This window comes from Aquabacterium commune (assembly GCF_004362855.1).
Taxonomy (GTDB): Bacteria; Pseudomonadota; Gammaproteobacteria; order Burkholderiales; family Burkholderiaceae_C; genus Aquabacterium; species Aquabacterium commune.
Map to the genome: position 1 here is coordinate 531,183 of NZ_SNXW01000001.1, position 22,541 is coordinate 553,723.

At 68.8% G+C, this 22,541-nt stretch carries 20 protein-coding genes; 16 read left to right on the plus strand and 4 right to left on the minus strand.

Going from position 1 to position 22,541, the window contains the following annotated elements; all coding sequences use genetic code 11:
• Window positions 1-7: 7 nt before the first annotated feature.
• Window positions 8-1,432, minus strand: a complete 1,425-nt coding sequence (locus tag EV672_RS02365) for an argininosuccinate synthase (RefSeq protein WP_133605955.1) — start codon at window positions 1,430-1,432, stop codon at window positions 8-10.
• Window positions 1,433-1,535: 103 nt separating this feature from the next.
• On the opposite strand from EV672_RS02365, the gene EV672_RS02370 reads away from it, so the two are divergent.
• Complete coding sequence (locus tag EV672_RS02370; RefSeq protein ID WP_133605956.1) at window positions 1,536-3,431, plus strand: M48 family metallopeptidase; 1,896 nt, start codon at window positions 1,536-1,538, stop codon at window positions 3,429-3,431.
• On the opposite strand, the gene EV672_RS02375 is transcribed toward EV672_RS02370, so the two are convergent.
• The 3 genes from EV672_RS02375 to EV672_RS02385 are packed head-to-tail and all read right to left on the minus strand — an operon-like array spanning window position 3,405 to window position 7,410.
• Window positions 3,405-4,541, minus strand: coding sequence for a PA0069 family radical SAM protein (locus EV672_RS02375; RefSeq protein WP_243738474.1), 1,137 nt, complete (start codon window positions 4,539-4,541; stop codon window positions 3,405-3,407). The genes EV672_RS02370 and EV672_RS02375 overlap by 27 nt on opposite strands.
• 56 nt (window positions 4,542-4,597) lie before the next feature.
• A complete protein-coding gene (locus tag EV672_RS02380) occupies window positions 4,598-5,401 on the minus strand; it encodes a response regulator transcription factor (RefSeq protein ID WP_133605957.1) in 804 nt (267 codons plus the stop codon).
• Complete coding sequence (locus tag EV672_RS02385; protein WP_243738475.1) at window positions 5,398-7,410, minus strand: PAS-domain containing protein; 2,013 nt, start codon at window positions 7,408-7,410, stop codon at window positions 5,398-5,400. Before EV672_RS02385 ends, EV672_RS02380 begins: the two co-directional genes overlap by 4 nt.
• 172 nt (window positions 7,411-7,582) lie before the next feature.
• Here EV672_RS02385 and EV672_RS02390 point away from each other — a divergent pair, with 172 nt between their 5' ends.
• From EV672_RS02390 to EV672_RS02460, 15 genes are all read left to right on the plus strand, one after another.
• On the plus strand, window positions 7,583-9,223 hold the full coding sequence (locus EV672_RS02390; protein WP_133605958.1) for an acyl-CoA synthetase: 1,641 nt from the start codon (window positions 7,583-7,585) through the stop codon (window positions 9,221-9,223).
• Between the two features lie 56 nt (window positions 9,224-9,279).
• Window positions 9,280-9,588 (plus strand): DUF485 domain-containing protein, encoded by a 309-nt coding sequence (locus EV672_RS02395; RefSeq protein WP_133605959.1) that lies wholly within the window; start codon window positions 9,280-9,282, stop codon window positions 9,586-9,588.
• On the plus strand, window positions 9,585-11,258 hold the full coding sequence (locus EV672_RS02400; protein ID WP_133605960.1) for a cation acetate symporter: 1,674 nt from the start codon (window positions 9,585-9,587) through the stop codon (window positions 11,256-11,258). Before EV672_RS02395 ends, EV672_RS02400 begins: the two co-directional genes overlap by 4 nt.
• 77 nt (window positions 11,259-11,335) lie before the next feature.
• Window positions 11,336-13,120 carry an acyl-CoA dehydrogenase gene (locus EV672_RS02405; protein ID WP_133605961.1) on the plus strand — a complete coding sequence of 595 codons (1,785 nt, stop codon included), beginning with the start codon at window positions 11,336-11,338 and terminating at the stop codon, window positions 13,118-13,120.
• A gap of 241 nt (window positions 13,121-13,361) precedes the next feature.
• Window positions 13,362-13,532: a Flp family type IVb pilin gene (locus tag EV672_RS02410; protein WP_133605962.1), complete on the plus strand. Its 171-nt coding sequence runs from the start codon at window positions 13,362-13,364 to the stop codon at window positions 13,530-13,532.
• Between the two features lie 64 nt (window positions 13,533-13,596).
• Window positions 13,597-14,121: an A24 family peptidase gene (locus EV672_RS02415; protein WP_133605963.1), complete on the plus strand. Its 525-nt coding sequence runs from the start codon at window positions 13,597-13,599 to the stop codon at window positions 14,119-14,121.
• Window positions 14,121-14,636, plus strand: a complete 516-nt coding sequence (locus EV672_RS02420; protein WP_133605964.1) for a TadE/TadG family type IV pilus assembly protein — start codon at window positions 14,121-14,123, stop codon at window positions 14,634-14,636. Before EV672_RS02415 ends, EV672_RS02420 begins: the two co-directional genes overlap by 1 nt.
• 120 nt (window positions 14,637-14,756) lie before the next feature.
• Window positions 14,757-15,650: a Flp pilus assembly protein CpaB gene (gene cpaB / locus EV672_RS02425; protein WP_133605965.1), complete on the plus strand. Its 894-nt coding sequence runs from the start codon at window positions 14,757-14,759 to the stop codon at window positions 15,648-15,650.
• The gene (locus tag EV672_RS02430; protein ID WP_133605966.1) at window positions 15,647-17,023 is read left to right on the plus strand and encodes a type II and III secretion system protein family protein; all 1,377 of its coding nucleotides are present in this window, start codon (window positions 15,647-15,649) and stop codon (window positions 17,021-17,023) included. The genes cpaB and EV672_RS02430 overlap by 4 nt, the downstream gene beginning before the upstream one ends.
• 12 nt (window positions 17,024-17,035) lie before the next feature.
• Window positions 17,036-18,262 carry a CpaE/TadZ family protein gene (locus tag EV672_RS02435; RefSeq protein ID WP_133605967.1) on the plus strand — a complete coding sequence of 409 codons (1,227 nt, stop codon included), beginning with the start codon at window positions 17,036-17,038 and terminating at the stop codon, window positions 18,260-18,262.
• Between the two features lie 13 nt (window positions 18,263-18,275).
• Window positions 18,276-19,559 (plus strand): TadA family conjugal transfer-associated ATPase, encoded by a 1,284-nt coding sequence (locus tag EV672_RS02440; protein ID WP_133605968.1) that lies wholly within the window; start codon window positions 18,276-18,278, stop codon window positions 19,557-19,559.
• 5 nt (window positions 19,560-19,564) lie between these two features.
• Window positions 19,565-20,455 (plus strand): type II secretion system F family protein, encoded by an 891-nt coding sequence (locus EV672_RS02445; protein WP_133605969.1) that lies wholly within the window; start codon window positions 19,565-19,567, stop codon window positions 20,453-20,455.
• Window positions 20,456-20,462: 7 nt separating this feature from the next.
• Window positions 20,463-21,374, plus strand: coding sequence for a type II secretion system F family protein (locus tag EV672_RS02450; protein WP_133605970.1), 912 nt, complete (start codon window positions 20,463-20,465; stop codon window positions 21,372-21,374).
• Between the two features lie 4 nt (window positions 21,375-21,378).
• Window positions 21,379-22,179, plus strand: coding sequence for a tetratricopeptide repeat protein (locus EV672_RS02455; RefSeq protein ID WP_133605971.1), 801 nt, complete (start codon window positions 21,379-21,381; stop codon window positions 22,177-22,179).
• Window positions 22,176-22,529, plus strand: a complete 354-nt coding sequence (locus tag EV672_RS02460; RefSeq protein WP_133605972.1) for a DUF3613 domain-containing protein — start codon at window positions 22,176-22,178, stop codon at window positions 22,527-22,529. The genes EV672_RS02455 and EV672_RS02460 overlap by 4 nt, the downstream gene beginning before the upstream one ends.
• Window positions 22,530-22,541: the final 12 nt, after the last annotated feature.

Here is a 22,541-nt window from a genome sequence, read left to right on the forward strand (position 1 = left end):
CAGGGGGTTACTTGGCGGCTTTGGCGGCAGGCTTGGCAGCGGGCTTGGCTGCAGCCTTCTTGGCCGCCACCGGCTTGGCCTTGGCCGAGGCAGCGCGCGCAGCCTTCACGTTGGCGCCGATGCGCAAGCGCAGGGCGTTGAGCTTGATGAAGCCAGCTGCGTCAGCCTGGTTGTAGGCGCCGCCGTCGTCGTCGAAGGTCGAGATCTTGGCGTCGAACAGGCTGTCGGTCTTGGACTCGCGGCCCACGACCAGGATGGTGCCCTTGTACAGCTTGAGCTTGACGGTGCCGTTGACGGTTTCCTGGCTCTTGTCGATCAGGCCTTGCAGCAGTTCGCGCTCGGGGCTGAACCAGTAGCCGTTGTAGATCATGCGGGCATAACGCGGCATCAGGTCGTCCTTCAGCGCCAGGACTTCGCGGTCCAGGGTGATGGATTCGATGGCGCGGTGGCCGCTCAGCAAGATGGTGCCGCCGGGGGTTTCGTAGCAGCCGCGGCTCTTCATGCCGACGTAGCGGTTCTCGACCTTGTCGAGGCGGCCAATGCCGTGCTTGCCGCCGATTTCGTTCAGCTTGGTCAGCACGGTGGCGGGCGACATCTTCACGCCGTCGATGGCGACCACGTCACCCTTGGCGTAGGTCAGCTCGATCACCTGGGCCTTGCCAGGCGCCTTTTCGGGCGAATTGGTCAGGCGCCACATGCTGGCTTCGGGCTCGAAGTTCGGGTCTTCCAGCACGCCGCCTTCGTAGCTGATGTGCAGCAGGTTGGCGTCCATCGAGTACGGGGCGCCGCCCTTGCGCTTCTTGAAGTCAACCGGGATGCCGTGCTTGTCGGCGTAGGCCAGCAGCTTTTCGCGGGACAGCAGGTCCCACTCGCGCCACGGTGCGATCACCTTCACGCCGGGCAGCAGCGCGTAGGCGCCCAGCTCGAAGCGGACCTGGTCGTTGCCCTTGCCGGTGGCGCCGTGCGAGATGGCATCGCCCTTGGTCTTCTTGGCGATCTCGATCAGGCGCTTGGCGATCAGCGGGCGGGCGATGGACGTGCCCAGCAGGTACTCGCCCTCGTACAGCGCGTTGGCGCGGAACATCGGGAAGACGAAGTCGCGCACGAACTCTTCGCGCAGGTCTTCGATGAAGATGTTCTCGGGCTTGATGCCCATCTTCAGCGCCTTGGCGCGTGCGGGCTCGATCTCTTCGCCCTGGCCGATGTCGGCGGTGAAGGTCACGACCTCGCAGCCGTACTCGTCTTGCAGCCACTTCAGGATGATGGACGTGTCCAGGCCACCCGAGTAGGCCAGCACGACCTTCTTGACGCCCTGACCAGCCTTCTTGGCGACCACAGGGGCGCTGGTGGCGACAGGCGTGGCGGCTTTCACGGGCTTGGTGACCGGAGTTTGTGTGGCCGGCGCTTGGGAGGCTTTTGCGGTTTTGGACATGGTCGTGCAAAAAGAGGAACGGAACCCGTGATTCTAGTCGTGCACAGGCTGGGGCCCGCGTGCTTGAATCTTGGCGAACACCGACAAAAGCCTGGGAAGCCGCATGGACCACGCCGACTTCGTCCACCACGTCCGCGTCAACGAGTACCTGAGTGCCCAAGACCCGAGGGGCTACCGCCGCCGCGTGGCCCTGTTCGCGGCCCTGGGTTACGCCTGGATCGCGGGCAGCCTGGCCGCGGCCGCCATGGTGGGCCTGTGGGCCTTGCGCCACCTCGGCTCGGGCCACGCCCGCATGGCGTGGGGCTTCGTGCTGCTGGGCGCCATCGGCCTGGGCTGGACCAGCCTGCGCGCGCTGTGGGTGCGTCTGGACGCCCAACCCGACGGCCACCGCCTGACGCCCGAGCAGGCCCCCGCCTTGTTCAAGCTGCTGGCGCAGGTCCGTCGCAAGGTGAAGGGCCCCCGGCTCGACGAGGTCTGGCTGGACGACCGCTTCAACGCCAGCATCTCGCAGGTGCCGCGCTTTGGCCTGGTGGGCGCGCCGGTGAACCGCCTGCGCATTGGCCTGCCGATGATGATGGCGCTGGACGTGCCCCGCCTGAGCGCCGTGCTGGCCCACGAATACGGCCACCTGCGCGGCAACCATGGCCGCTTCGCTGCCTGGATCTACCGCACCCGCCTGAGCTGGATGCGCATGAACGAGCACCTCGCCGAGGACGACGGCGCGGCCGCCTGGCTCAACCGCCGCTTCATGGCCTGGTACGTGCCGCGCTTCCTGGCACGCAGCTTCGCCCTGGCCCGCCAGGACGAGTACGAGGCCGACCGCATCTCCGCGCGCCTGGTGGGCGCCGAGACGGCCGGGGCGGCGCTGGTGGAAATCGAGGTCAAGTCCAGCTGGATGGCCGAGCACTTCTGGCGCCAGCACTGGCAAAGCGCCACGGACCAGCCCTTGCCCCAAGGCCCGCTCAAAGCCTTGCGCCACTTGCTGGCCACGCCCCCGGACGACGCCTTCGCACACGAAGCCTTGCGCAAAGCCCTGCGCCAGCTGAGCCATGTGGACGACACCCACCCCGTGCTGAAGGAACGCTTGGCCGCCCTGTCGGCCCCGGCGCGCTTGCCCACGTGGTCGCGCAAAAGCGCCCTGGGCCTGCTGGGCCCGCAAGCCGAGGCCTGGGTGCAGCGCTTCGATCAGGCCTGGTGCCGCGACCGCGCCAGCACCTGGAAGGCCCACCACCAGCGCCAGCAAAGCCTCAAAGCCCGTGTGCAGGGCTGGCGTGAGCGCGCCGACAGCCTGGGCAGCGACGAGCTGACGATGTGGGCGACCTGTGAGCGCCGCCTGCACAGCGCCGTGGACACCGGCGCCCTGTACGCGCAGGTGCTGTCGCGCAACCCGGCCCACGCGGGCGCGCTGCGGGGCCTGCTGTCGGTGCGCGAAGACGCCCCGCTGGCCGAGCGCCTGGGCTGGCTGGAGCGCCTCTGGCAGGCCGGCGACGACCACCGCAGTTGGGCCGCGCGCCGTGCCGTTGCCTGGCTGGAACGCCCAGCGCCCGGGATCGCGATGGACGATGTCGGCCTCAAGCTCTGGCGCCAGCGCCTCAAGGACGCCCAAGCCCAGGACGATGCCGTGTGGGACGCCTTGTGCGCGCCACCCTGGTTCCAGCACCTCTCCCGCCACGACCTCAACGAGCTGGAGGTGGACGATGTGCGCACCGCGCTCGGCTGGCACAGCCCCATCGAGCGCGCCTGGCTGGTGACGCGGCGCCTGCCCGAGCACAGCCAGCGCCGCGCCTACCTGCTCTTCATCGACTGCCCGCAGCTGCCCGAAGCGCAGCGCCCCGGCCTGTGCCGCCAGCTCATCCAGCAGCTGGACCTGCCCGGCCCCGTGTTGCCACTGTGCGCCGACGACGAGCTCAAGCTGGCCGACATCGAGCGCCACAGCTTCGGACCGTTCTTCGGACCACTGCCCCCGGGGCCGTCAGAACAGGCTGCCTTGCGGCGCTGAGTCGCTGGGCGCCATCGGCTTCAGCAGCGTCGGGTCGAAGGCGCTGACATCGAGCTGCGGACCGCCGTGGCCCAGGCCATGGCGCGCTGCGGCACCCCGCACGCGCTGGCGGATGAGCTCGGCCCACACGCCCTGCCCTTTCATGCGGGTGCGGAAATCGGCGTCGTGGTCGCGCCCACCACGCATCTCGCGGATGCGCGCCATGATGCGCGCGGCCCGCTCGGGCACGTGGTGGTCCAGCCACTCCTGGAACAGCGGGTTGACCTCCCAGGGCAGGCGCACGATGGTGTGGTGGATGGCATGGGCACCCGCCTGCGCGGCGGCCTCGACGATGCGCTCGATCTCGGGCTCGTTGAGGAAGGGGATGATGGGCGCGACGTTCACGCCCACAGGCACGCCCGCCGCGGCCAACTGGCGCACGGCGTCCAGGCGGGCCCAGGGCGCGGCGGCGCGCGGCTCCAGGCTGCGGCTCAGGCGTCCGTCCAGCGTGGTGATGCTGACCATGACGTAGCCAAGCTGGCGCTCGGCGGCACGGGCCAACAGGTCCAGATCGCGCAGCACCCCGGCCGATTTCGTGACCAGGGTGAAAGGGTGGTGGCAGGCGCCCAGCACCTCCAGCACGGCACGGGTCAGGCGCCACTCGCGCTCGATGGGCTGATAGACGTCGGTGGCCGAGCCCAGGTTGATGGGGCTGCACACGTAAGCCGGCTTTTGCAAGGCGGCGCTCAGCCGCTCGGCGGCGTTGACCTTGGCCACCAGGCGGGTTTCGAAGTCCAGGCCTGGCGAGAGGTTGAGGTAGCTGTGCGTGGGCCGCGCGTAGCAGTAGATGCAGCCGTGCTCGCAGCCGCGGTAGGGGTTGAGGGCCTGGCTGAAGGGGATGTCGGGCGAGTCGTTGTGCGTGAGGATGCTGCGCGCCTGCTCGGGCGTGACCTCGGTGCGTGGGGGCGGCAGCTCGGCATCGCCGTCTTCCATGAAGACGGGCGCCTCGCCATCGCTGACCCGGTCGCGGGTGTCGAAACGGTGGGCCAGGCGCGTGGCCGTGCCCCGGCCCTTGAGCGGGTCGGCGCGTCGGCGCGGGTCGGGCAGCGGGGTGAAGTCGTCGTCAGGCACACTGTATTTTCATACAGCATCCGTGCCTTCACAAGCCCCGGTTCACAAGCCCCGGTTCAAGACCACGTCACGCTCGCGGAGAACACATAGCCCGCGCCATAGACCGTCTTGATGGTGCGCGGCTCCATGGGGTCGGGCTCGATCTTGCGGCGCAGGCGCGAGATGCGCACGTCGATGCTGCGGTCGGTGGGCGACAGGCCGCGGTGGCCGACCAGCTGTTCGCGGCTGAGGATCTGGTGCGGGCGCTCCAGGAAGGCACGCAGCACCTGCACCTCGGCCACGCCCAGCAGGTGCTCGGTGCCATCGTCGGCGCGCAGCAGGTTGGCGGCGCAGTCCAGCGTCCAGCCCGAGAAGCTGGCATAGCGGCGCGGTGTGCCGGTGACCAGGCCGGTGCGCGGCGCCCGCCGACGCAGGATGCTGCGCACGCGGGCCACGAGCTCGCGCGGCTCGAAGGGCTTGGTGACGTAGTCGTCGCCGCCCAGCTCCAGGCCCATGACGCGGTCCACGGTGTGGCCGCGCCCCGTGAGGATCAGCACCCCGGCGTGCGACTGCTGCGAGATCTGGCGGATGAGCTCCAAGCCGTCCATGTCGGGCAGGCCCAGGTCCACGATGCACAGGTCGGGCTTGAGGGTCTGCAATCGCCGCAGCGCCGCTGCACCGGTGCTGAAGCCCTCGGCACTGAAGCCGAAATCGGCCAACACCGAGAGCACCAGGCGCGCGATGGCCAGGTCGTCCTCGACCACGAAGACCAGCGCGGGCGTCTGCGTGTCGCCGGTGCCGCCGGTGCTGCGGCCGTCACGGCCGTCACGGCCGTCATCAGGCGGCAAAGGCGGCAAAGGCGCATGGGGCAAGGCACTCATGCGCCAGCCTCCATCGCGCCCAGTGCCGTCAGCGCCCGGGCCAGCTCGGCCGTGGTGAAGGGCTTGGCCAGCACGGGCAGGTCGGCCAAGGCGTCCATGCCGGGGGCACAGCCGCTCATCAGCAGCACATGCCGCGCCAGGCCTTCGCTGCGGGCTGCGCGGCCCAGGGCGCGGCCGTCCAGGCTGCCGGGCATCATGATGTCGCTGAGCAGCAAGGTGATGCCGTCCATGCGCTGCAGGATCTCCAAGGCCTCCGGCCCATGGCCGGCTTCGATGACGGCATAGCCCAAGTCCAGCAGGCTGCGGCGGACGACCTTGCGCACATCGGCATCGTCCTCCACCAGCAAGGCCACGCCACGGCGGGTGGCACCGGGCACGGGCCCGGGCTCGTCCAGCGGGGCCAGCTCGACCGGGCAGCACTCGGCCGCGGGCAGCCACAGGCTCACCACCGTGCCCTCGCCGGGTCGGCTGCGCACGTCCACCACCCCGCCCGACTGCCGCACGAAGCCATAGACCATGGCCATGCCCAAGCCCGTGCCAGAGCCCGGCCGCTTGGTCGTGAAGAAGGGCTCGAACACGCGCGCCAGCGTGGCCGCGTCCATGCCCACGCCCTGGTCTTGCACCTCGATGCAAACGTGCGGCCCGCGCTGCAGCTGCAAGGCCGCGGCCTGGGCGGCATCGACCTGGCGCGTGCGCACACGCACGTCGATGTGGCCGGTGGCGGGCGTGGCGTCGCGCGCATTGAGGATGAGGTTGACCAGCGCGTTTTCCAGCTGCATGGCATCGGCCCAGACCCAGGCGGCATCGTCACCGGTGTGGGCCTGCAGGCTCAGGCAGGCCGGCAAGGCGGGACGCACCAGGCGCACCACCGAGGCCACGAGGGCACCGACATCGACAGCGCCCGCTTGCAGGGGCTGCTGGCGCGCGAAGGTCATGAGGCCGCGGATGAGCTCGGCACCGCGACGCGCCGCCGTGATCGCCGGCTCGGTGAACTCGGCCACCTGGGCATCGTCGGGCCGGGCATCGCCCAGCGCCGTGAGGTTGCCGAGGATGACCGTGAGGATGTTGTTGAAGTCGTGCGCCAGGCCGCCGGCCAACTGGCCCATGGCTTCCATTTTCTGGGCGCGCAGGATGAGCGCCTGCGAACGCTTCTGCTCGGTGACATCGAAGGTCAGCTCGAAGCAGCCCACCACGCGGCCATCGGTGCCGCGGTCGGGCACCAGGGTGGTCCGCACGCACAGGGCCTCACCGGCTTGGGTGCGCAGCGTGTAGTCGAAGGTCACGGCTTCGCCGGACAGGGCGCGCCGGACATAAGGCCGGATCCCCTCATAGACCTCGTGGCCGAGGAAGGCCCGCGCGCTGACGCGGTCGAGGCGTTGCGGGTCCAGCCCGAACCAATCCTGGTAGCCGCGGTTGATGTACTCGTAGCCGTGGTCCACGCTGAAGTAGGCCACCAACGCGGGGATGGAGTCGGTGACCAGGCGCATTTGCTGCTCGCTGCGCCGCAAGGAGGCGGTGCGGGCCTGCACGCGCGACTCCAGCTCCAGGTTGGCTTGGCGCAGGGCCTGCTCGGTGCGGCGCTGCTCGGTCACGTCGGAGTACAGCGTGACGAAGCCGTGGCCCGGCAAAGGCTGGCCGGTGATGTGCAGGATGCGGCCATCGGGCCGTTCGCGCTCGATGTCGTGCGGCAGGAACTGCAGGGCCAGGTCCACGCGCTGGCGCACGGCATCCTCGACCGGCTCGTCGCCGTACTCGCCACGCTGGGCGTTGTAGCGGATGAAGTCCTCGAAGGGCGCGCCGATGCGCGTCATCTCGGGCGGGAAGGCCAGCAACTCCAGGAATGCACGGTTCCAGGCCACCAGGTGCAGCGAGGAGTCGAAGACGGTCAAACCCTGGTCGAGCAGGTCCAGGCCCGCTTGCAGGGTCTGCTGGCGCCAGCTGCCGCCGTCGGGGGGGACGTCGGTGCTGACGTCGGCGGCGACATCGGTGGGAATGTGCTCCATCGGCATGCGGCCCATTCTAGGCAGCACGCCGAGGCTGCGCAGAGGCGCGGGGCCGGACCCACAGGGCGACGCAAAGATTCGTCACATTTGCTGGGAGGCCATGACAAGGTCGTCTCCCATCATCGCGGCCGTCATTGCCCCACAAAGTCCGTGGGCGGTGCTCGACAAGGAAAGCCACATGATCAGTGTAAACCCTTACGACCTTGGTTTGGAGAAAAACGCTGCCAACCACGTCAGCCTTTCGCCTCTGAGCTTCCTGCGCCGCGCAGCAGCCGTTTACCCGCGCCGCACGGCCATCGTCTATGGCGAACACCGCCAGACCTGGGCAGAGACCGAAGCGCGTTGCTGCCGCCTCGCCAGCGCCCTGCGCGCCCGAGGCATCGGCCGGGGCGACACGGTGGCCGTCATGCTGCCCAATGTGCCGGCCATGTTGGAGGCCCATTTCGGCGTGCCGATGACGGGCGCCGTGCTCAACACGCTGAACACCCGCCTGGACGCCGAAGCCATCGCTTTCATGCTGGACCACGGCAACGCCCGCGTCTTGCTGACCGACCGCGAATTCTCCAAGGTGGTCGGCAAGGCGCTGACCCTGGTGAAGCACCACATCCTCGTCATCGATGTCGAAGACGACACCGCCCCCGCTGGCGAGCACCTGGGCACGCTGAGCTACGAGGCCCTGCTCGCCGAGGGCCAACCGCAGCCGACCGGCTTCCTGCCCGAAAACGAGTGGGACGCCATCGCGCTGAACTACACCTCGGGCACCACCGGCAACCCCAAGGGCGTGGTCACCCACCACCGCGGCGCCTACCTGAACGCGGCCAGCAATGTCATCTCCTGGAGCCTGCCGCAGCACGCCACTTACCTGTGGACGCTGCCCATGTTCCATTGCAATGGCTGGTGCTTCCCCTGGACGATGGCCCTGGTCGCCGGCACCAGCGTGTGCCTGCGCCGCATCGACCCATCGGTCATCTACTGGCTGCTCAAGACGCACCACATCACCCACATGTGCGGCGCGCCCATCGTTTACAACCTGATGATCAGCGCGCCCCCGAAGCTGCGCGAAGGCCTGAACCACACGGTCAATGGCCTGATCGCTGGCGCGGCGCCGCCGGTGGCGGTGATCGAGGGCTGCGAGGCCGCGGGCATCAACCTCACCCACGTCTATGGCCTGACCGAGGTCTATGGCCCGGCCGCCGTCTGCGCCAAACAGGAAGAGTGGAACGCGCTGCCGCTGGAAGAGCGCGCCCGCCTCAACGGCCGCCAGGGCGTGCCGTATGCGCTGCAAGAGGAAGTCACCGTGCTCAACCCGGAGACGCTGCAACCCGTGCCCTGGGACGACCACACCATCGGCGAAATCTGCTTCCGCGGCAACGTCGTGATGAAGGGCTACCTCAAGAACGAGGCGGCCACGCGCGAGGCCTTCGCAGGCGGCTGGTTCCACACCGGTGACCTGGCCGTGCGCGACGCCAGCGGCTACATCAAGATCAAGGACCGCAGCAAGGACGTGATCATCTCCGGCGGCGAGAACATCTCGTCGGTCGAGGTGGAAGACGCCCTGCACCACCACCCCGCCGTGATGCTGGCCGCCGTGGTGGCCGAGCCCGATGCCAAGTGGGGCGAGGTGCCCTGCGCCTTCGTCGAACTCAAGCCCGGCCAGGACGTCGGCGAGGGCGAGTTGCTCGCCTTCTGCCGCGAGCACATCGCCCGCTACAAGGTGCCCAAGCGCGTCGTCTTCGGCGAGCTGCCCAAAACGGCCACCGGCAAGGTCCAGAAGTTCATCCTGCGCCAGCAGGTGAAGTCGGCCAGCGCCATCGAATGAGCGCCATGCCTGCCGACGCGGACGCCTCCGTCCAGATTCTCAACAAGGAAACACAGATGAGCCAAGACGTTTACCGGCGGGTCGAGTCCGACCCCGCCTTCCAGCAACTCGTCCAGCGGCGCGGTCGCCTGGCCGTGCGCTTGTCCCTGGTGGTGCTGGGCACCTACTACGCCTTCATGGCCGTGGTGGCCTTCGCGCCGGGCGTGTTCGGCCAGGCCCTGTTCGAGGGCAGCACCCTGACCGTGGGCGTGCCCGTGGGCGCAGCCCTGATCGCGGGTTCGTGGTTGTTGACCGGCCTGTACGTGCGCCGCGCCAACACCGAGTTCGACCAACTCACCCGTGACATCGTGGAGCGCAACACATGAAGCCGACCCTCAAAGCACTGATCGCCTCGACCGCGCTGCTGGCCGCCACCTGCGTGCTGGCCGGCCCCGCCGACGTCACGCAAACACAGAAGCAGCCCATCAACCTGACGGCCATCGCCATGTTCCTGGTCTTCGTGCTGGGCACGCTGGGCATCACCTACTGGGCGGCCAAGCGCACCACCTCGGCCTCGGATTTTTACACCGCCGGCGGCGGCATCACGGGCTTCCAGAACGGCCTGGCCATCGCGGGTGACTACATGTCCGCGGCCACGCTGCTGGGCCTGAGCTCGCTGGTTTTCCTGCGCGGCTACGACGGCTTCATCTACACGATCAGCTTCTTCATCGGCTGGCCGGTGATCCTGTTCATGCTGGCCGAGCGCATGCGCAACCTGGGCCGCTTCACCTTCGCCGACATCGCTTCGTACCGCCTGCAGCAAAGCTCGATCCGCACCTTCGCGGCGTTCTCTTCGCTGACGGTGGTGTGCTTCTACCTGATCGTGCAGATGGTCGGTGCAGGCCAGCTCATCAAGCTGCTGTTCGGCCTGGACTACCCCGTGGCCGTGGCCGTGGTGGGCGTGCTGATGGTGGTTTATGTGACCTTCGGCGGCATGATCGCCACCACCTGGGTGCAGATCATCAAGGCGGTGCTGCTGCTGTCGGGCGGCCTGCTGCTGCTGGCCCTCGCGATGAGCCAGTTCGGCTTCAACATCGAAACGCTGGCCTCGTCGGCCGTGGCCGCGCACAAGGACGGCGCTGCCATCATGCGTCCGGGCAGCATGCTGGCCGACCCGATCACGGCGACCTCGCTGTCGCTGGGCCTGGTCTTCGGCACGGCCGGTCTGCCGCACATCATGATGCGCTTTTTCACCGTGCCCAATGCCAAGGAAGCGCGCAAGTCGGTGTTCGTGGCCAGCGGCTTCATCGGCCTGTTCTTCCTGGTGGTGTGCCTGCTGGGCCTGGCGGCCATCGTGATCGTCGGCCAGGACCCGCAGTTCTTCGAAAAGGGCGAGATCGGCGGCAAGCTCATCGGCGGCAACAACATGCCGGTGATGCACCTGGCCAAGGCCGTGGGCGGCAACCTCTTCCTGGGCTTCCTGTCGGCCGTGGCCTTTGCCACCATCCTGGCGGTGGTCTCGGGCCTGGCGCTGGCCGGTGCCTCGTCGATCGCCCATGACATCTATGCCCGCGTGCTGCGCAAGGGCCAGGCCACGGAGGCCGAAGAGATGCGCGTCTCCAAGTTCGCCTCCATCGGTCTGGGCATCGTCGCCGTCATCCTGGGCATCCTGTTCGAGAAGCAGAACGTGGCCTTCCTGGTGGGCCTGACCTTTGGCATCGCGGCCTCGGCCAACTTCCCGGTGCTGATCCTGTCGCTGTACTGGAAGGGCCTGACGACGCGCGGCGCGCTGATCGGCGGCGTGGCCGGCCTGGTCTCGGCCGTGCTCTTCGTCGTGCTGTCCAAGGCCGTGTGGGTGGTGGTGCTGGGCAACGCCAAGCCGATCTTCCCCTACGAGCACCCGGCCCTGTTCTCGATGCCGCTGGCCTTCTTCGTGACCTGGCTGTTCTCGGTGACCGACCGCAGCGCCCGCGCCGCGCAGGACATCGCCGGCTACCGCGACCAGGACATCCGCGCCCAGACCGGCATTGGCGCCGCGGCGGCCAGCGCGCACTGACATCCTTCTGCACCTGATCTGAAACCGACCTCGGTGGCCTTCGCGGGCCCCCGGGGTCATCCCATTGAAAGCACCCCATGTCTGCTTACCAAGCGCCCCTGCGCGACATGCTCTTCACCCTCCAGCACATCGCCGGCCTCGATGCCATCTGCGCCCAGCCTGGCTTTGAAGACACCTCCCCCGACCTGGTCGAAGCCATCCTGGAAGAAGCGAGCCGCTTCGCCACCGGCGTGCTCGACCCCATCAATTGGTCGGGCGACCAGCAAGGCGCCCGCTGGGACCAAGGCGTCGTGCACAGCGCCGATGGCTTCAAGGAGGCCTACGCGCAGTTCTGCGAGACCGGCTGGAACGGCATGCCCGCGTCGCCCGAGTTCGGCGGCCAGGGCCTGCCCACGGCGGTGTCCACGGCCGTGCTGGAGATGTGGAAGTCTTCGAACATGGCGTTCTCGCTGTGCCAGATGCTGACGCTGGGCGCCGTCGAGGCCCTGGCCCGCCACGCCAGCCCCGAGCTGCAACAGCGCTTCCTGCCCAAGATGGTGTCCGGCCAGTGGACCGGCACCATGAACCTGACCGAGCCTCAGGCCGGCTCCGACCTCTCGGCCATCCGCAGCAAGGCCGTGCCCGAAGGCGACCACCACCGCATCAGCGGCCACAAGATCTTCATCACATGGGGTGAGCACGACATGGCCGAGAACATCGTCCACCTCGTGCTGGCCCGCCTGCCGGATGCGCCCGAAGGCGTCAAAGGCATCTCGCTGTTCGCCTGCCCGAAGTTCCTGGTCAACGCAGATGGCTCGCTGGGCGCGCGCAACGACCTGATGTGCACGGCCATCGAGCACAAGCTGGGCATCCACGCCAGCCCCACGGCGGTGATGTCCTTCGGTGACCAGGGCGGCGCCATCGGCTACCTGGTGGGCGAAGCGCACAAGGGCCTGGGCCACATGTTCACGATGATGAACCACGCCCGCCTCAACGTCGGCCTCGAAGGCGTGGCGATTGCCGAGCGCGCCTACCAGCGGGCGCGCGCCTACGCGCTGGACCGCGTGCAGGGCCGCACCCTGGTGGCCGGCTCGCCCGCCATCATCGGCCACCCCGATGTGCGCCGCATGCTGATGACGATGAAGGCCCGCGTGGAGGCCATGCGCGCCCTGGCCTACTTCGCCGCCGGCGAAATGGACCGCGCCCATGGCCACCCCGACGAGGCCGTGCGCACGCAGAAGCAGGCCCTGGTTGACCTGCTCATCCCCATCGTCAAGGGCTGGTGCACGGAGACGGCGCAGCTCGTCGTGGCCGACGGCGTGCAGGTGCACGGCGGCATGGGCTTCATCGAGGAAACCGGCGCGGCGCAACACCTGCGCGATGCCCGCATCACCACCATCTACGAAGGCACCACGGGCATCCAGGCCAACGACCTCATCGGCCGCAAGCTGATGCGCGAAGGCGGCGTGACGATGAAGGCGCTGCAGCGCGCCATGTCGGCCGACGCCCACCGCCTGGCGGAGGCCGAGGACGCCGCCCTTCGCCCCCTGGGCCTGGGCCTGCAGCGCGGCCTGGATGCCCTGTCGCAAGCCACCGAGTGGCTGCTCACCTGCGGACCGCAACGCCCGGCCGCCGCGGCCGCAGGTGCCGTGCCCTACCTGCACCTGGCGGGCACCGTGATGGGTGGCTGGCTGATGGCCCGTTCGGCCGAAGCCGCGCAAGCACGCTTGCTGCGCCAGGACGGCGATGCGGCCGCGCTGGGCGCCAAGGTCGCCACGGCCCACCACCACCTGCACCATGTGCTGGTGGACGCCCCGGCCTGGCGCGACCGCGTGGTCAATGGCGCGAGCAGCACCCTCTCGCTGCAGGACGCCCAGTTCTGAGCCCGAAGCGCGGCACGGCCCCTGCGCGCGGCAGGGCACCCACGATGGCGCCGGCCGCAGGGTTTGTCGTTTTTTCACCCCATCGCACACCCCATTCGGGATAGTCCGTCCCCCAATCAGGTGCTGGTGGCCCGGCCAGGGCGCTGTCACATCGGTTAGATTTTGTTGACCGGGTGCGACAGCCGTTCCATCGCTCCCTTTTTTCAATTCGGGCCAGTGCGGCCCTGCTCGGAGCACCACCATGAACCTGATCTCTCACATCAAGACCTTCCTGCAAGACGAAGAAGGCGCCAGCGCCATCGAATACGCCCTGGTTGCTGCCCTGATCGGCCTGGCCGCTGCCACCGCCATGACCGACGTCGGCACCCAGCTGGGCACCTTCTTCACCAAGATCAAGACCAAGCTGCAGTGATGCGGTTCGGGCCCTGGGGCCGTCCGGCTCCCGAGGCCCGACCCAACTGGAAGGTGCAGGTGCCATGCTGACCCCGTCGGCCGCCGCGGGCGTGCTGACCGTCTGGGCCTGCGCCGTGGCGTGGATGGACCTGCGCCACCGGCGCATCCCCAACGTGCTGTCGCTGGGTGGCTGGGTGATCGGCGTGCTGCACCTGCTCATCGTCGGGCACAGCCCGCTGGGCGCTTCGGCGTCGTCTTCCTGGCTGGCCGCTGGCCTGGCGCTGCTCGTGACCCTGCCGGGATACATGCTGCGTCAGCTGGGGGCCGGTGATGTCAAATTCCTCGTGGCCCTCGGCCTCCTCACATCATGGCCGCTCACCCTGAACAGCTTCGCGATCGGCGCCCTCCTGGGTGCGGCGGTGGGCTTGGCGGGGCGCAACCGGCTGATGCTGCTGTCCTCGCTGCCGGCGGCCTGGCAAACGCCGGGCTCCAGGCTGGCGCGCTGGGCTGCCTCGGCGCCGCAGAAGAAGCGCCACCTGCCCTTCGGCGCCTGCCTCACCGCTGGCTTGCTGCTGGGCCTCTGGCTGACCGGCCTGCCTGCGCCTTGATGCCGACCCGGCCCACGCCCGCAACGCCAACGCACTCGGGGTCGGTGCGCTCTGCCTCGGTGCGGCCCGGCCGACGCCCGCAATCCGGCGCCGTGGCCCTGGAGATGGCGCCCGCCTTCTTGCTCTTCTTCGCCATCTTCTACGCCATCGTGAGCTACTCCATGGCGATGATGATGAAGCAGGCCTTGACCCAAGCGGCCGCTGAAGGCGCCCGCGCCGCGGTGAAGGTGGACCCCCTGAACTACACGTCCGCCCTCAGCTACGAGACGGCCACCCGCGCGGTGGCACGGGCCCGCGCGACCGAATCCCTGAACTGGTTGCCGGCCGATGCCCTGGCCACGGTGCTCAGCGGCGTGGCCGTGAGCCTGACCGCCTCGGGCGCCGTGCAAGTCACCATCACCTACAACGGCTACAACGTCGCGCCGCCCCTGCCCATCCTGGACCTGCCCATCATCGGCAAGGTGCCGGACCTGCCGGACAAGCTCGTCGGCCAGGCCGTGGCGCAACCGGGTTGATGCCAGCATGCGCCCGCTGATGCTGCCTCACCCACATCCAGACCCTCGGCCGCACCGCGCCCGCGCCACTGCGCCTTCAGCAACTGCGCCTTCACTTTGGCCTTCGCCGTTCCCCGCCCCATGAACAACAACGTCCTGAAAATCATCGCTGGCTTGCTGGCCCTGGGTGCGGTCGTGGTGGCCCTCATCGGCGTGCGCCTGAGCGGCAAGCCCAGCGCGCCGACCACGGCGTCTGCGCCCGCGCCGGTGCCCACCGTGAACGTGATCGTGGCCGCCAAGGACGTGCCCCTGGGCCACGTGCTCACCGCCGACGACCTCGCCGTGCAGGCCCTGCCCACGGCGCCGGCTGGCGCCTACAACCAGATCCAGCAGGTGCAGGGCCACGTCACGGCCAAGGCCATCGCCAAGGGCTCGCCCATCCTGCAAGCCACGATCGCACCGGAGTCGCTCGCTGCGCTGCTGCAACCTGGCGAGCGCGCGGTGGCCGTGCTGGTGGACGAAGTCGTCGGCCTGGGCGGCCACGGCAAGCCCGGCGACCACGTCGATGTGCTGCAGTTCGCCAGCGCCAGCAAGGAGTCGCAAGACACCACTTTCGCGCAGATCCTGATCCGCGATGCGCGCATCCTGACCTTCGGCGATGCCACCCAGCTGGACACCCCGCCCAGCACCTCGGGCGACAAGGCCCAGGCCGAGGCCATGAGCCAGAGCGGCGCCAAGACCGCCGTCGAGTCGCGCGAGCGCCGACTGAACCTGCGCTCGGCCGTGCTGGCCATCCCCGAGGCCGACACCCCCGCGCTGATGCTGGCCGCCAACACCGGTCAGCTGCGCCTGGCCCTGCGCCCGCAAGCGTCCGAGCCTGCAGCATCGGCTGGGCGCCTGCCCGCCCGCGTGGCCGACCTCTCGCCCGTCAAGGCCAAGCCGCCCGCCTCGGCGGATGGCCCGCCCCCCGTCATCATCCAGGAAGGCAGCAAAGAGCGCCGCCTGGCCCAGACCTCCAACGCGTCGCAACCATGACCGCGCCTGATTCACTGCTCGACGCCCTGACCCGCCATGCCCTCGCGTTCACCGCGGTGGCCGCGGTGACCGTGGCCTGTACCGCGACGGCCCACGCCGCCCCCGCCACCCTGAACCTGGACGTCGGCCAGCAGAAAACCTGGACCCAGCCCCGGCCCATCGTGCGCGCCGCCACGGCCAACGACGACATCGTCGGCATCAACGTGGCACCGCCCAGTGGCGTCATCGTCACGGCCAAGAAGCCCGGCTCGGCCACCATCTCGGTGTGGGACAGCGGCAGCGCCAGCACGCCTGCTGCGCAGTTCAACGTGGTCGTGTCACCGGGTGGTGGCGTATCGAAAATCGACAGCGGCGCCCAGCTCGACAGCAGCGGCACCAAGCTGCGCCTGAGCGGTCAGCTGTCCTCGCTGGAGCGCCACGCCGCCATCGAGCGGTCCGTGAGCGAAGACCCCACCAAGCCCGCGCCGAACGTGGTGGACGCCAGCACCAGCAAGTTCGATGTGCAGGTGCAGATCGACGTGAAAATCGTCGAGGTCAGCCGCAAGAAGCTGATGTCCTCGGGCTTTTTCCTCGAGAATTTTCACAACGGCAAGTCGCAAGGCATCTCGGGCCCCAGCAACCTCTCCGGCTTGGTCACGGACGCCGCATCGGGCAACCGCACGCTGCAGTCGGCCACCGGCTTCATCCCCCGCCCCGACGCCTTCAACATCTTCAACTGGGGCACCAACACCCTGGCCGTGTTCAGCGCGCTCGAATCCAACGGCTTCGCCTACACCCTGGCCGAACCCAGCCTGACGGCGCTCAGCGGCCAGACGGCCACCTTCCTGGCCGGCGGCGAGATCCCCATCCCCATGCGCACCGGCAGTGGCGGCGACAGCACGGTCACGGTGTTCTTCAAGGAATTCGGCATCCGCCTGGGCCTGTCGCCCACGGTGCTCGACGAGCAGCGCATGACGCTGAAGGTCTCGCCCGAGGTCAGCGAGCTGGACAGCACCCTGTCCGTCACCGCCGGCGGCTTCAACATCCCCGGCCTGCGCGTGCGCCGCACCGACACCACGGTGGCCTTGGGCGACGGCGAAACCTTCGTGCTCAGCGGCCTGGTCAGCCGCTTCAACACGGCCGACATCGCCAAATTCCCCTTCCTGGGCGACATCCCCGTCCTCGGCGCCTTCTTCCGCTCCGACCGCATCGACCGCGAAGACAAGGAGCTGCTGATGATCGTCACGCCGCGCCTGGTGCGGCCCTTCGCGCGCAACGCCCGCCTGCCCAACCTGCCTGGCGAAGAGCTGCGCAGGTACGACCCCGGTTACCTGCACATGCTCTTGCTCGAAACGGGCAAGTTCGACAGCAACGAATTCGGCTTCACCCGCTGAGGCAGGACTGGCATGAGCGCCCTCAACCACTTCCTCGTGATCACCAGCAGCAAGGACATCACCCACTGGGTGCAGACCACGCTGCATGACGAAGGCGAGGTCCTCCAGGTGGACAGCGACAACCTGGAGCGCGTGCTGCAACTCGTCGATGCCGTGCAGGCCCGCGCCGTGCTGTGCGAGCTCGGCAGCAGCCGCCTGTCGCAAGACGCCGGCTTCATGGAAGGCCTGACCGCCGCCAAGCCCCTGCTGCCGGTCATCGCCCTGGCCGAAACGCCCGATCGGCAATCGGTGCTGACCGCGCTGCGCGCCGGTGCGCGCGATTTCATCTCGCCGGACATGCGCCCGGGCGAGGTCGTCAGCCTGGTGCGCCGCGCCGTCAGCCGCGAAGGCAGCGAGCAACAACGCGCCGGTGCCGGCAACGAGGGCCAGATGACGGCCATCGCCAGCGCCCGCCCAGGTGGCGACGCCACGATGTTCGCCTTGCACCTGGCGCTGGCCCTGCGCGAGGCCCAGCCCAAGCACGACATCCTGCTGCTGGATTTGGGCGTGCCCGCCGGTGACAGCCTGCAGTACCTGGGCATCGAGCCCAGCTACACCTTCGTGGACGCCATCCGCAGCCTGCGCCGCCTGGACGACACGCTCATCAACACCGCCTTCCCCAAGCACGACAGCGGCCTGCGCATCCTGGCCATGCCCGAGGACGCGCTGGACGCCGGCCGCATCACCTCGGCCGATCTGTACGTGCTGGTCAACGTGCTCAAACGCCATTTCCACCAGATCGTGGTGAACCTGGGCGGCGTGCCGGCCTCGGAGTTCCTCTACGTGCTGCTGGGCCGTGCCGACCGCACCCTGATGTTCGTCGAGCAAAGCGTGCCGAGCTGCAAGCAGAACCGCAACCTGCTGCAAAAGCTGCGCGACAACAAGGTTGACAAGGTCGGCGCCGGCCAGGTCAGCCTGATCGTGGACCGCTACCTGTCCAGCGTGCCGCCCGATGCCGAGACCATCGCCAAAGGTTTCGGCATCCCGCTTTTGAGCACCCTGCCTTCCTCCGGCATGGCCCGCCTGACCATGATGAACTCCGGCGAAAGCCTGTTCACCTCGGCCCCGCGCGACCCCTACACCGTGGCCGTGCGCAAGATCGCCCAGGAGCTGCAACGCGAGCCCGGCACACCGGTGCGCGCGGTGCCGCAGACCACCGGCTGGCTGGCCAGTCTGAGCAACCGCCTCAAGGCTGGCTGACCCGGAGACCGCCATGGACTTCCGACCCCTGGGCGTGGACTACAGCCTGAAAAGCAGCGACAGCTACCAGGACGTCAAGCTCCGCTTGCACCACTACCTGATCGACCGCATCGACATCGAGCGCGTTTCGGTGGGCGACATGGGCCGCAACGAGCTCTCGGACTTCGTCCTGGGCAAGGTCTCGCAGTACGTGGCCGAGCACCGCCTGCCCGTCTCGCGCCACGAGATGGAGAACCTCAGCCGCGAGATGGTCGATGAGCTGACCGGCTACGGCCCGCTCGAGGAGCTGATCCGCGACGACCGCATCAACGACATCCTGGTCAACGGCACGCGCCACATCTACGTGGAACGCGCCGGCATCCTGAGCAAGACCGACCTGCGCTTCATCGACGACGAGCACGTGCTGCGCGTCATCCGGCGCATCCTGGCGCCGCTGGGCCGCCGCATCGACGAGTCCAGCCCCATGGTGGACGCGCGCCTGCCCGATGGCAGCCGGGTCAACGCCATCATCCCGCCGCTGGCGCTCGACGGCCCCTGCCTGTCCATCCGCAAATTCCGCAAGGACCCGCTGCAAGCCGGCGACCTGCTGGCCGCGGGCACCTACAGCGAGGACATGCTCACCTTCCTGGAGCACGCCGTGAGCAAGCGCTGCAACGTGCTCATCAGCGGAGGCACCGGCGCCGGCAAAACAACGATGCTCAATGTGCTGAGCCGCTTCATCTCGCCCTACGAGCGCCTGGTCACCATCGAAGATGCGGCCGAGCTGCAACTGGGCCACGAGCACGTGGTGCGCCTGGAAACCCGCCCGCCCAACGTCGATGGCCGCGGCGAGGTCTCGGCGCGCGAGCTGATGCGCAATGCGCTGCGGATGCGCCCCGACCGCGTGCTGCTGGGCGAGGTGCGCAGCGTCGAAGTCATGGACATGCTGCAGGCCATGAACACCGGCCACGACGGCTGCATGAGCACGGTGCACGCCAACAGCCCGCGCGACGCGCTGCTGCGCCTGGAGATGCTGGCCGGCTTCTCCGGCTTCCAGGGCCAGGACGTCACGCTCAAGAACATGATCGCCACCGCCCTGGACCTCGTCATCCAGGTCGGGCGGCTGACCGACGGCCGACGCCGCATCCTGGCCATCAGCGAGGTGCTGGGCGTGCAGGACGGGCGCATCGTCACCAATGAGCTCTTCGTGTACCAGCCCGAGCGCAAGGTCTTCGAGGCCACCGGCCTGAGCCCTGCGAACCCCAAACTGCGCCTGCGTGACGACGACCAGGCCGTGAAGTTCCACCGCTCATGGTGAGCGCCATGCTCTTCCTGGTGGCCTTGCTGATGATGCTGGCGGCCGTGTTGTCGGTGCTGCGGGCGCGCCGGCTGGACCAGGTCGCGCGCGTCAATCAGCGCCTGGCCGAGGTGGCTTTCCTGACGCCAGACACGCCGCTGCATCGGCCCACGGTCAACCCGCTGCTCGAAGAGCTGGACCGCTGGCTCAAGCGCGTGGGCCTGAACGTCACGCCGGCCATCGCGCTGCTGGTGCTGGCCGCCGCCGTGGCCTTCGGTGTGCTGCTCTGGCAGCAGCTCAACCCGCTGGTGGCCCTGGCCTGGTGGGCGTTGTCCATCGTGCTCACGGTGCTGGTGCCGCAGGTCCGCTACCGCCAGCGCGTCAACAAGATCATCTCCCAGATCCCGCTGTTCATCGACCAGGTGGTGCGTGGCCTGGTGACCGGCCGCAACCTCGAAGGCGCCATCAAGCTGGCCGCCGAGGACCTGCAGATGCCGCTGCGCGAGCTCATCATGAAGGCGCAGAAAAACGTCGAGCTGGGCGCCGACCTGGGCGATGCGCTCAAGGACGTCGCGCACTTCCACGACATCAAGGAGCTGCACCTGCTGGCGCTGACCATCCACAGCTCGCGCGTCTATGGCGGCAGCCCGCGCGACATGCTGGAGAGCATCGTCAACCTCATCCGCCAGCGCGAACAGGCGCAGGAAGAGCTGCGCGCCATGACGGGTGAAACGCGCGTCACGGCCTGGGTGCTGGGCGCCACGCCCGGCCTGCTGGTCGCCTACATCCTGTGGCAAAGCCCGGACTACATGATGAGCATGTGGCACGACAGCACAGGCCAGACCATCCTCGTGGCCGGTGCCGTGATGCAGGCGCTCGGCGTGCTGGTCATGTGGCGCATGATCAAGAGCTTGTGAGGACACCATGACGACGCTCTGGCTGCTGCTCGCCCTCATGCTCTTCGGCCTGGCCGCGGTGCTGCTGATGCTGACCCGCGAAGACAGCATCGCGCCCGAAGCCGAAAAGCGCTTCAACGAGGTGCTGGAAACCCCCGACGACGTGAGCTGGATGACCCAGCGCCGCTGGCGTCGCACCAACTCGCTGTCGGACCGCTTCCGCCGCGTGCTGGAGCGCATCCCCGGCACCGACATGCAGGAGATCGAACTGCTGATGCGCCAGGCCGGCCTGGTCGATGACCGAACCCGCGCCCGCGTTTATGCCTCGCTGTGGATGGCGCCGCTGGGCCTGGCGGCGATGGGCCTGCTGGCCGCGTCTTTCAAAGGCTGGCCGATGTTCCAGAGCGGCTTCGCGGGGCTGACCATCGGCTTCATTGGCTCGCGCAAGGTGCTGCGCTGGCTGGCCGAACGGCGGCGCCAGGCCGTCCGCGAGGAGATGCCCATCGTGCTCAACCTGATGCGCCTGCTGTTCGACGCCGGCCTGTCGCTGGAGCACACGCTCAAGGCCATCGGCGAGCAAGGCAAGCACATCACGCCCCACCTGGCCAGCGAGTTCAGCTGGGTGCTGCAGCGCATCCAGCACGGCCAGGAGCGCGGCGATGCGCTCGAAGACATGGCCCGCCGGCTGGACGTGGACGAGCTCACGTCCACCGTGTCCATTCTCAAGCAGGCCGCGCGCTACGGCGGCAACCTGCGCGATTCGCTGATGCGCTACATCAAGCTGATGGAGGACCGCCGCATGACCGAACTGCGCGACAAGGTGGGCAAGATGTCCGCCAAGATGAGCGTGGTGATGATGCTGTTCATGTTCCCCGCGCTCATCCTCTTCCTGGCCGGCCCGGGCTTCATGGCCGTGGTCCGCACCCTCAAGTCGATCTGACGCCATGACCCACCGCCTGCCCCCACCCTTGCGCGCACGCTGTCTCCTGGCCGGCTGGCCCACCTTGGCGCTGACATGGGTGTTGCCATGGACCATGGTGGCCTGCGCGCCCATCGGCCCCCGACAGCACGATGCCCCGGTGGACCCGGCCGTGTGCAGCGCGGGCCTGGGCCCGGCGGAAAACACCCGCCTGGCCGCCATCGAGCAGGTCCTGCGCGATGGCAAGCCCTATGCCGCCCTGGCCCAGCTCGACGCCATGCGCAGCGAGGCACCGGGCGTGCAATTGGTGCGCGCCGATGCGCTGCGCCGCATCGACCGGCCCCACGAAGCGGCTGCGCTCTACCAACAGCTGCTGTCGGGCTGCCAAAGCGCCCAGGCCCACCATGGCCTGGGGCTGCTGCTGGCCAACCAAGGCAAGCTGAGCGAGGGCCTCACCCACCTGCAGGCCGCCCGCACCGCCGCCCCCACCGACGTGCGCGTGCGCAACGACCTGGGCTACGCCCTGCTGCTGGCCAACCGCCCAGACGAGGCCCGCTTCGAACTCCTGACCGTGCTGGACCTCAGCCCCCGCGAACCCCGCGCCTCGCGCAACCTCGTGCTGCTGACGATGCGCGAAGGCCGCCCTGAAAAGGCCCGCGAGCTGGCCGCCAGCCTGGGCCTGGACGCCGCCACGCTGGAGCGCCTGGGCCAGCAGGCCAGCCAGTCCCAGGCGGCGCCGCCCCTGCCCGAGCCGGCGCCCACGCTGGTCGCCCCCCCCCTGCCCGCCAACGCCGCCAACATCGTCAAAGAACCCGCACGACCATGACCACGACGCCCATCCCCCACCGCCTGCGCACGGCGCTTGGTGTGCTCGCCCTGCTGCCGCTGGCCTGGGCCCAGGGCACGGCCCACGCAGACACCCAAGCCGACACCCCAACCGCTGACGGCAGCGCCCAGCACGGGTCGGCACAAACTGCGCCCGCCGCCCCCGCACCCGCAACGGGCGTCATCACCCGCCAGTGGGTCAACGCCCAGGGCCAGCGCGAGCAAGCCTCGGCCACCCGCCAGACGCTGTCCGGCCCGGTGATGCGCCGCGTCCACGACCGCTACCTCAAGAGCTTCGAAACCGAGGTCCCCACGCGTTTGAGGGACACCGAATCCTTCGGCAAGCGCTAACCTGTCCACACC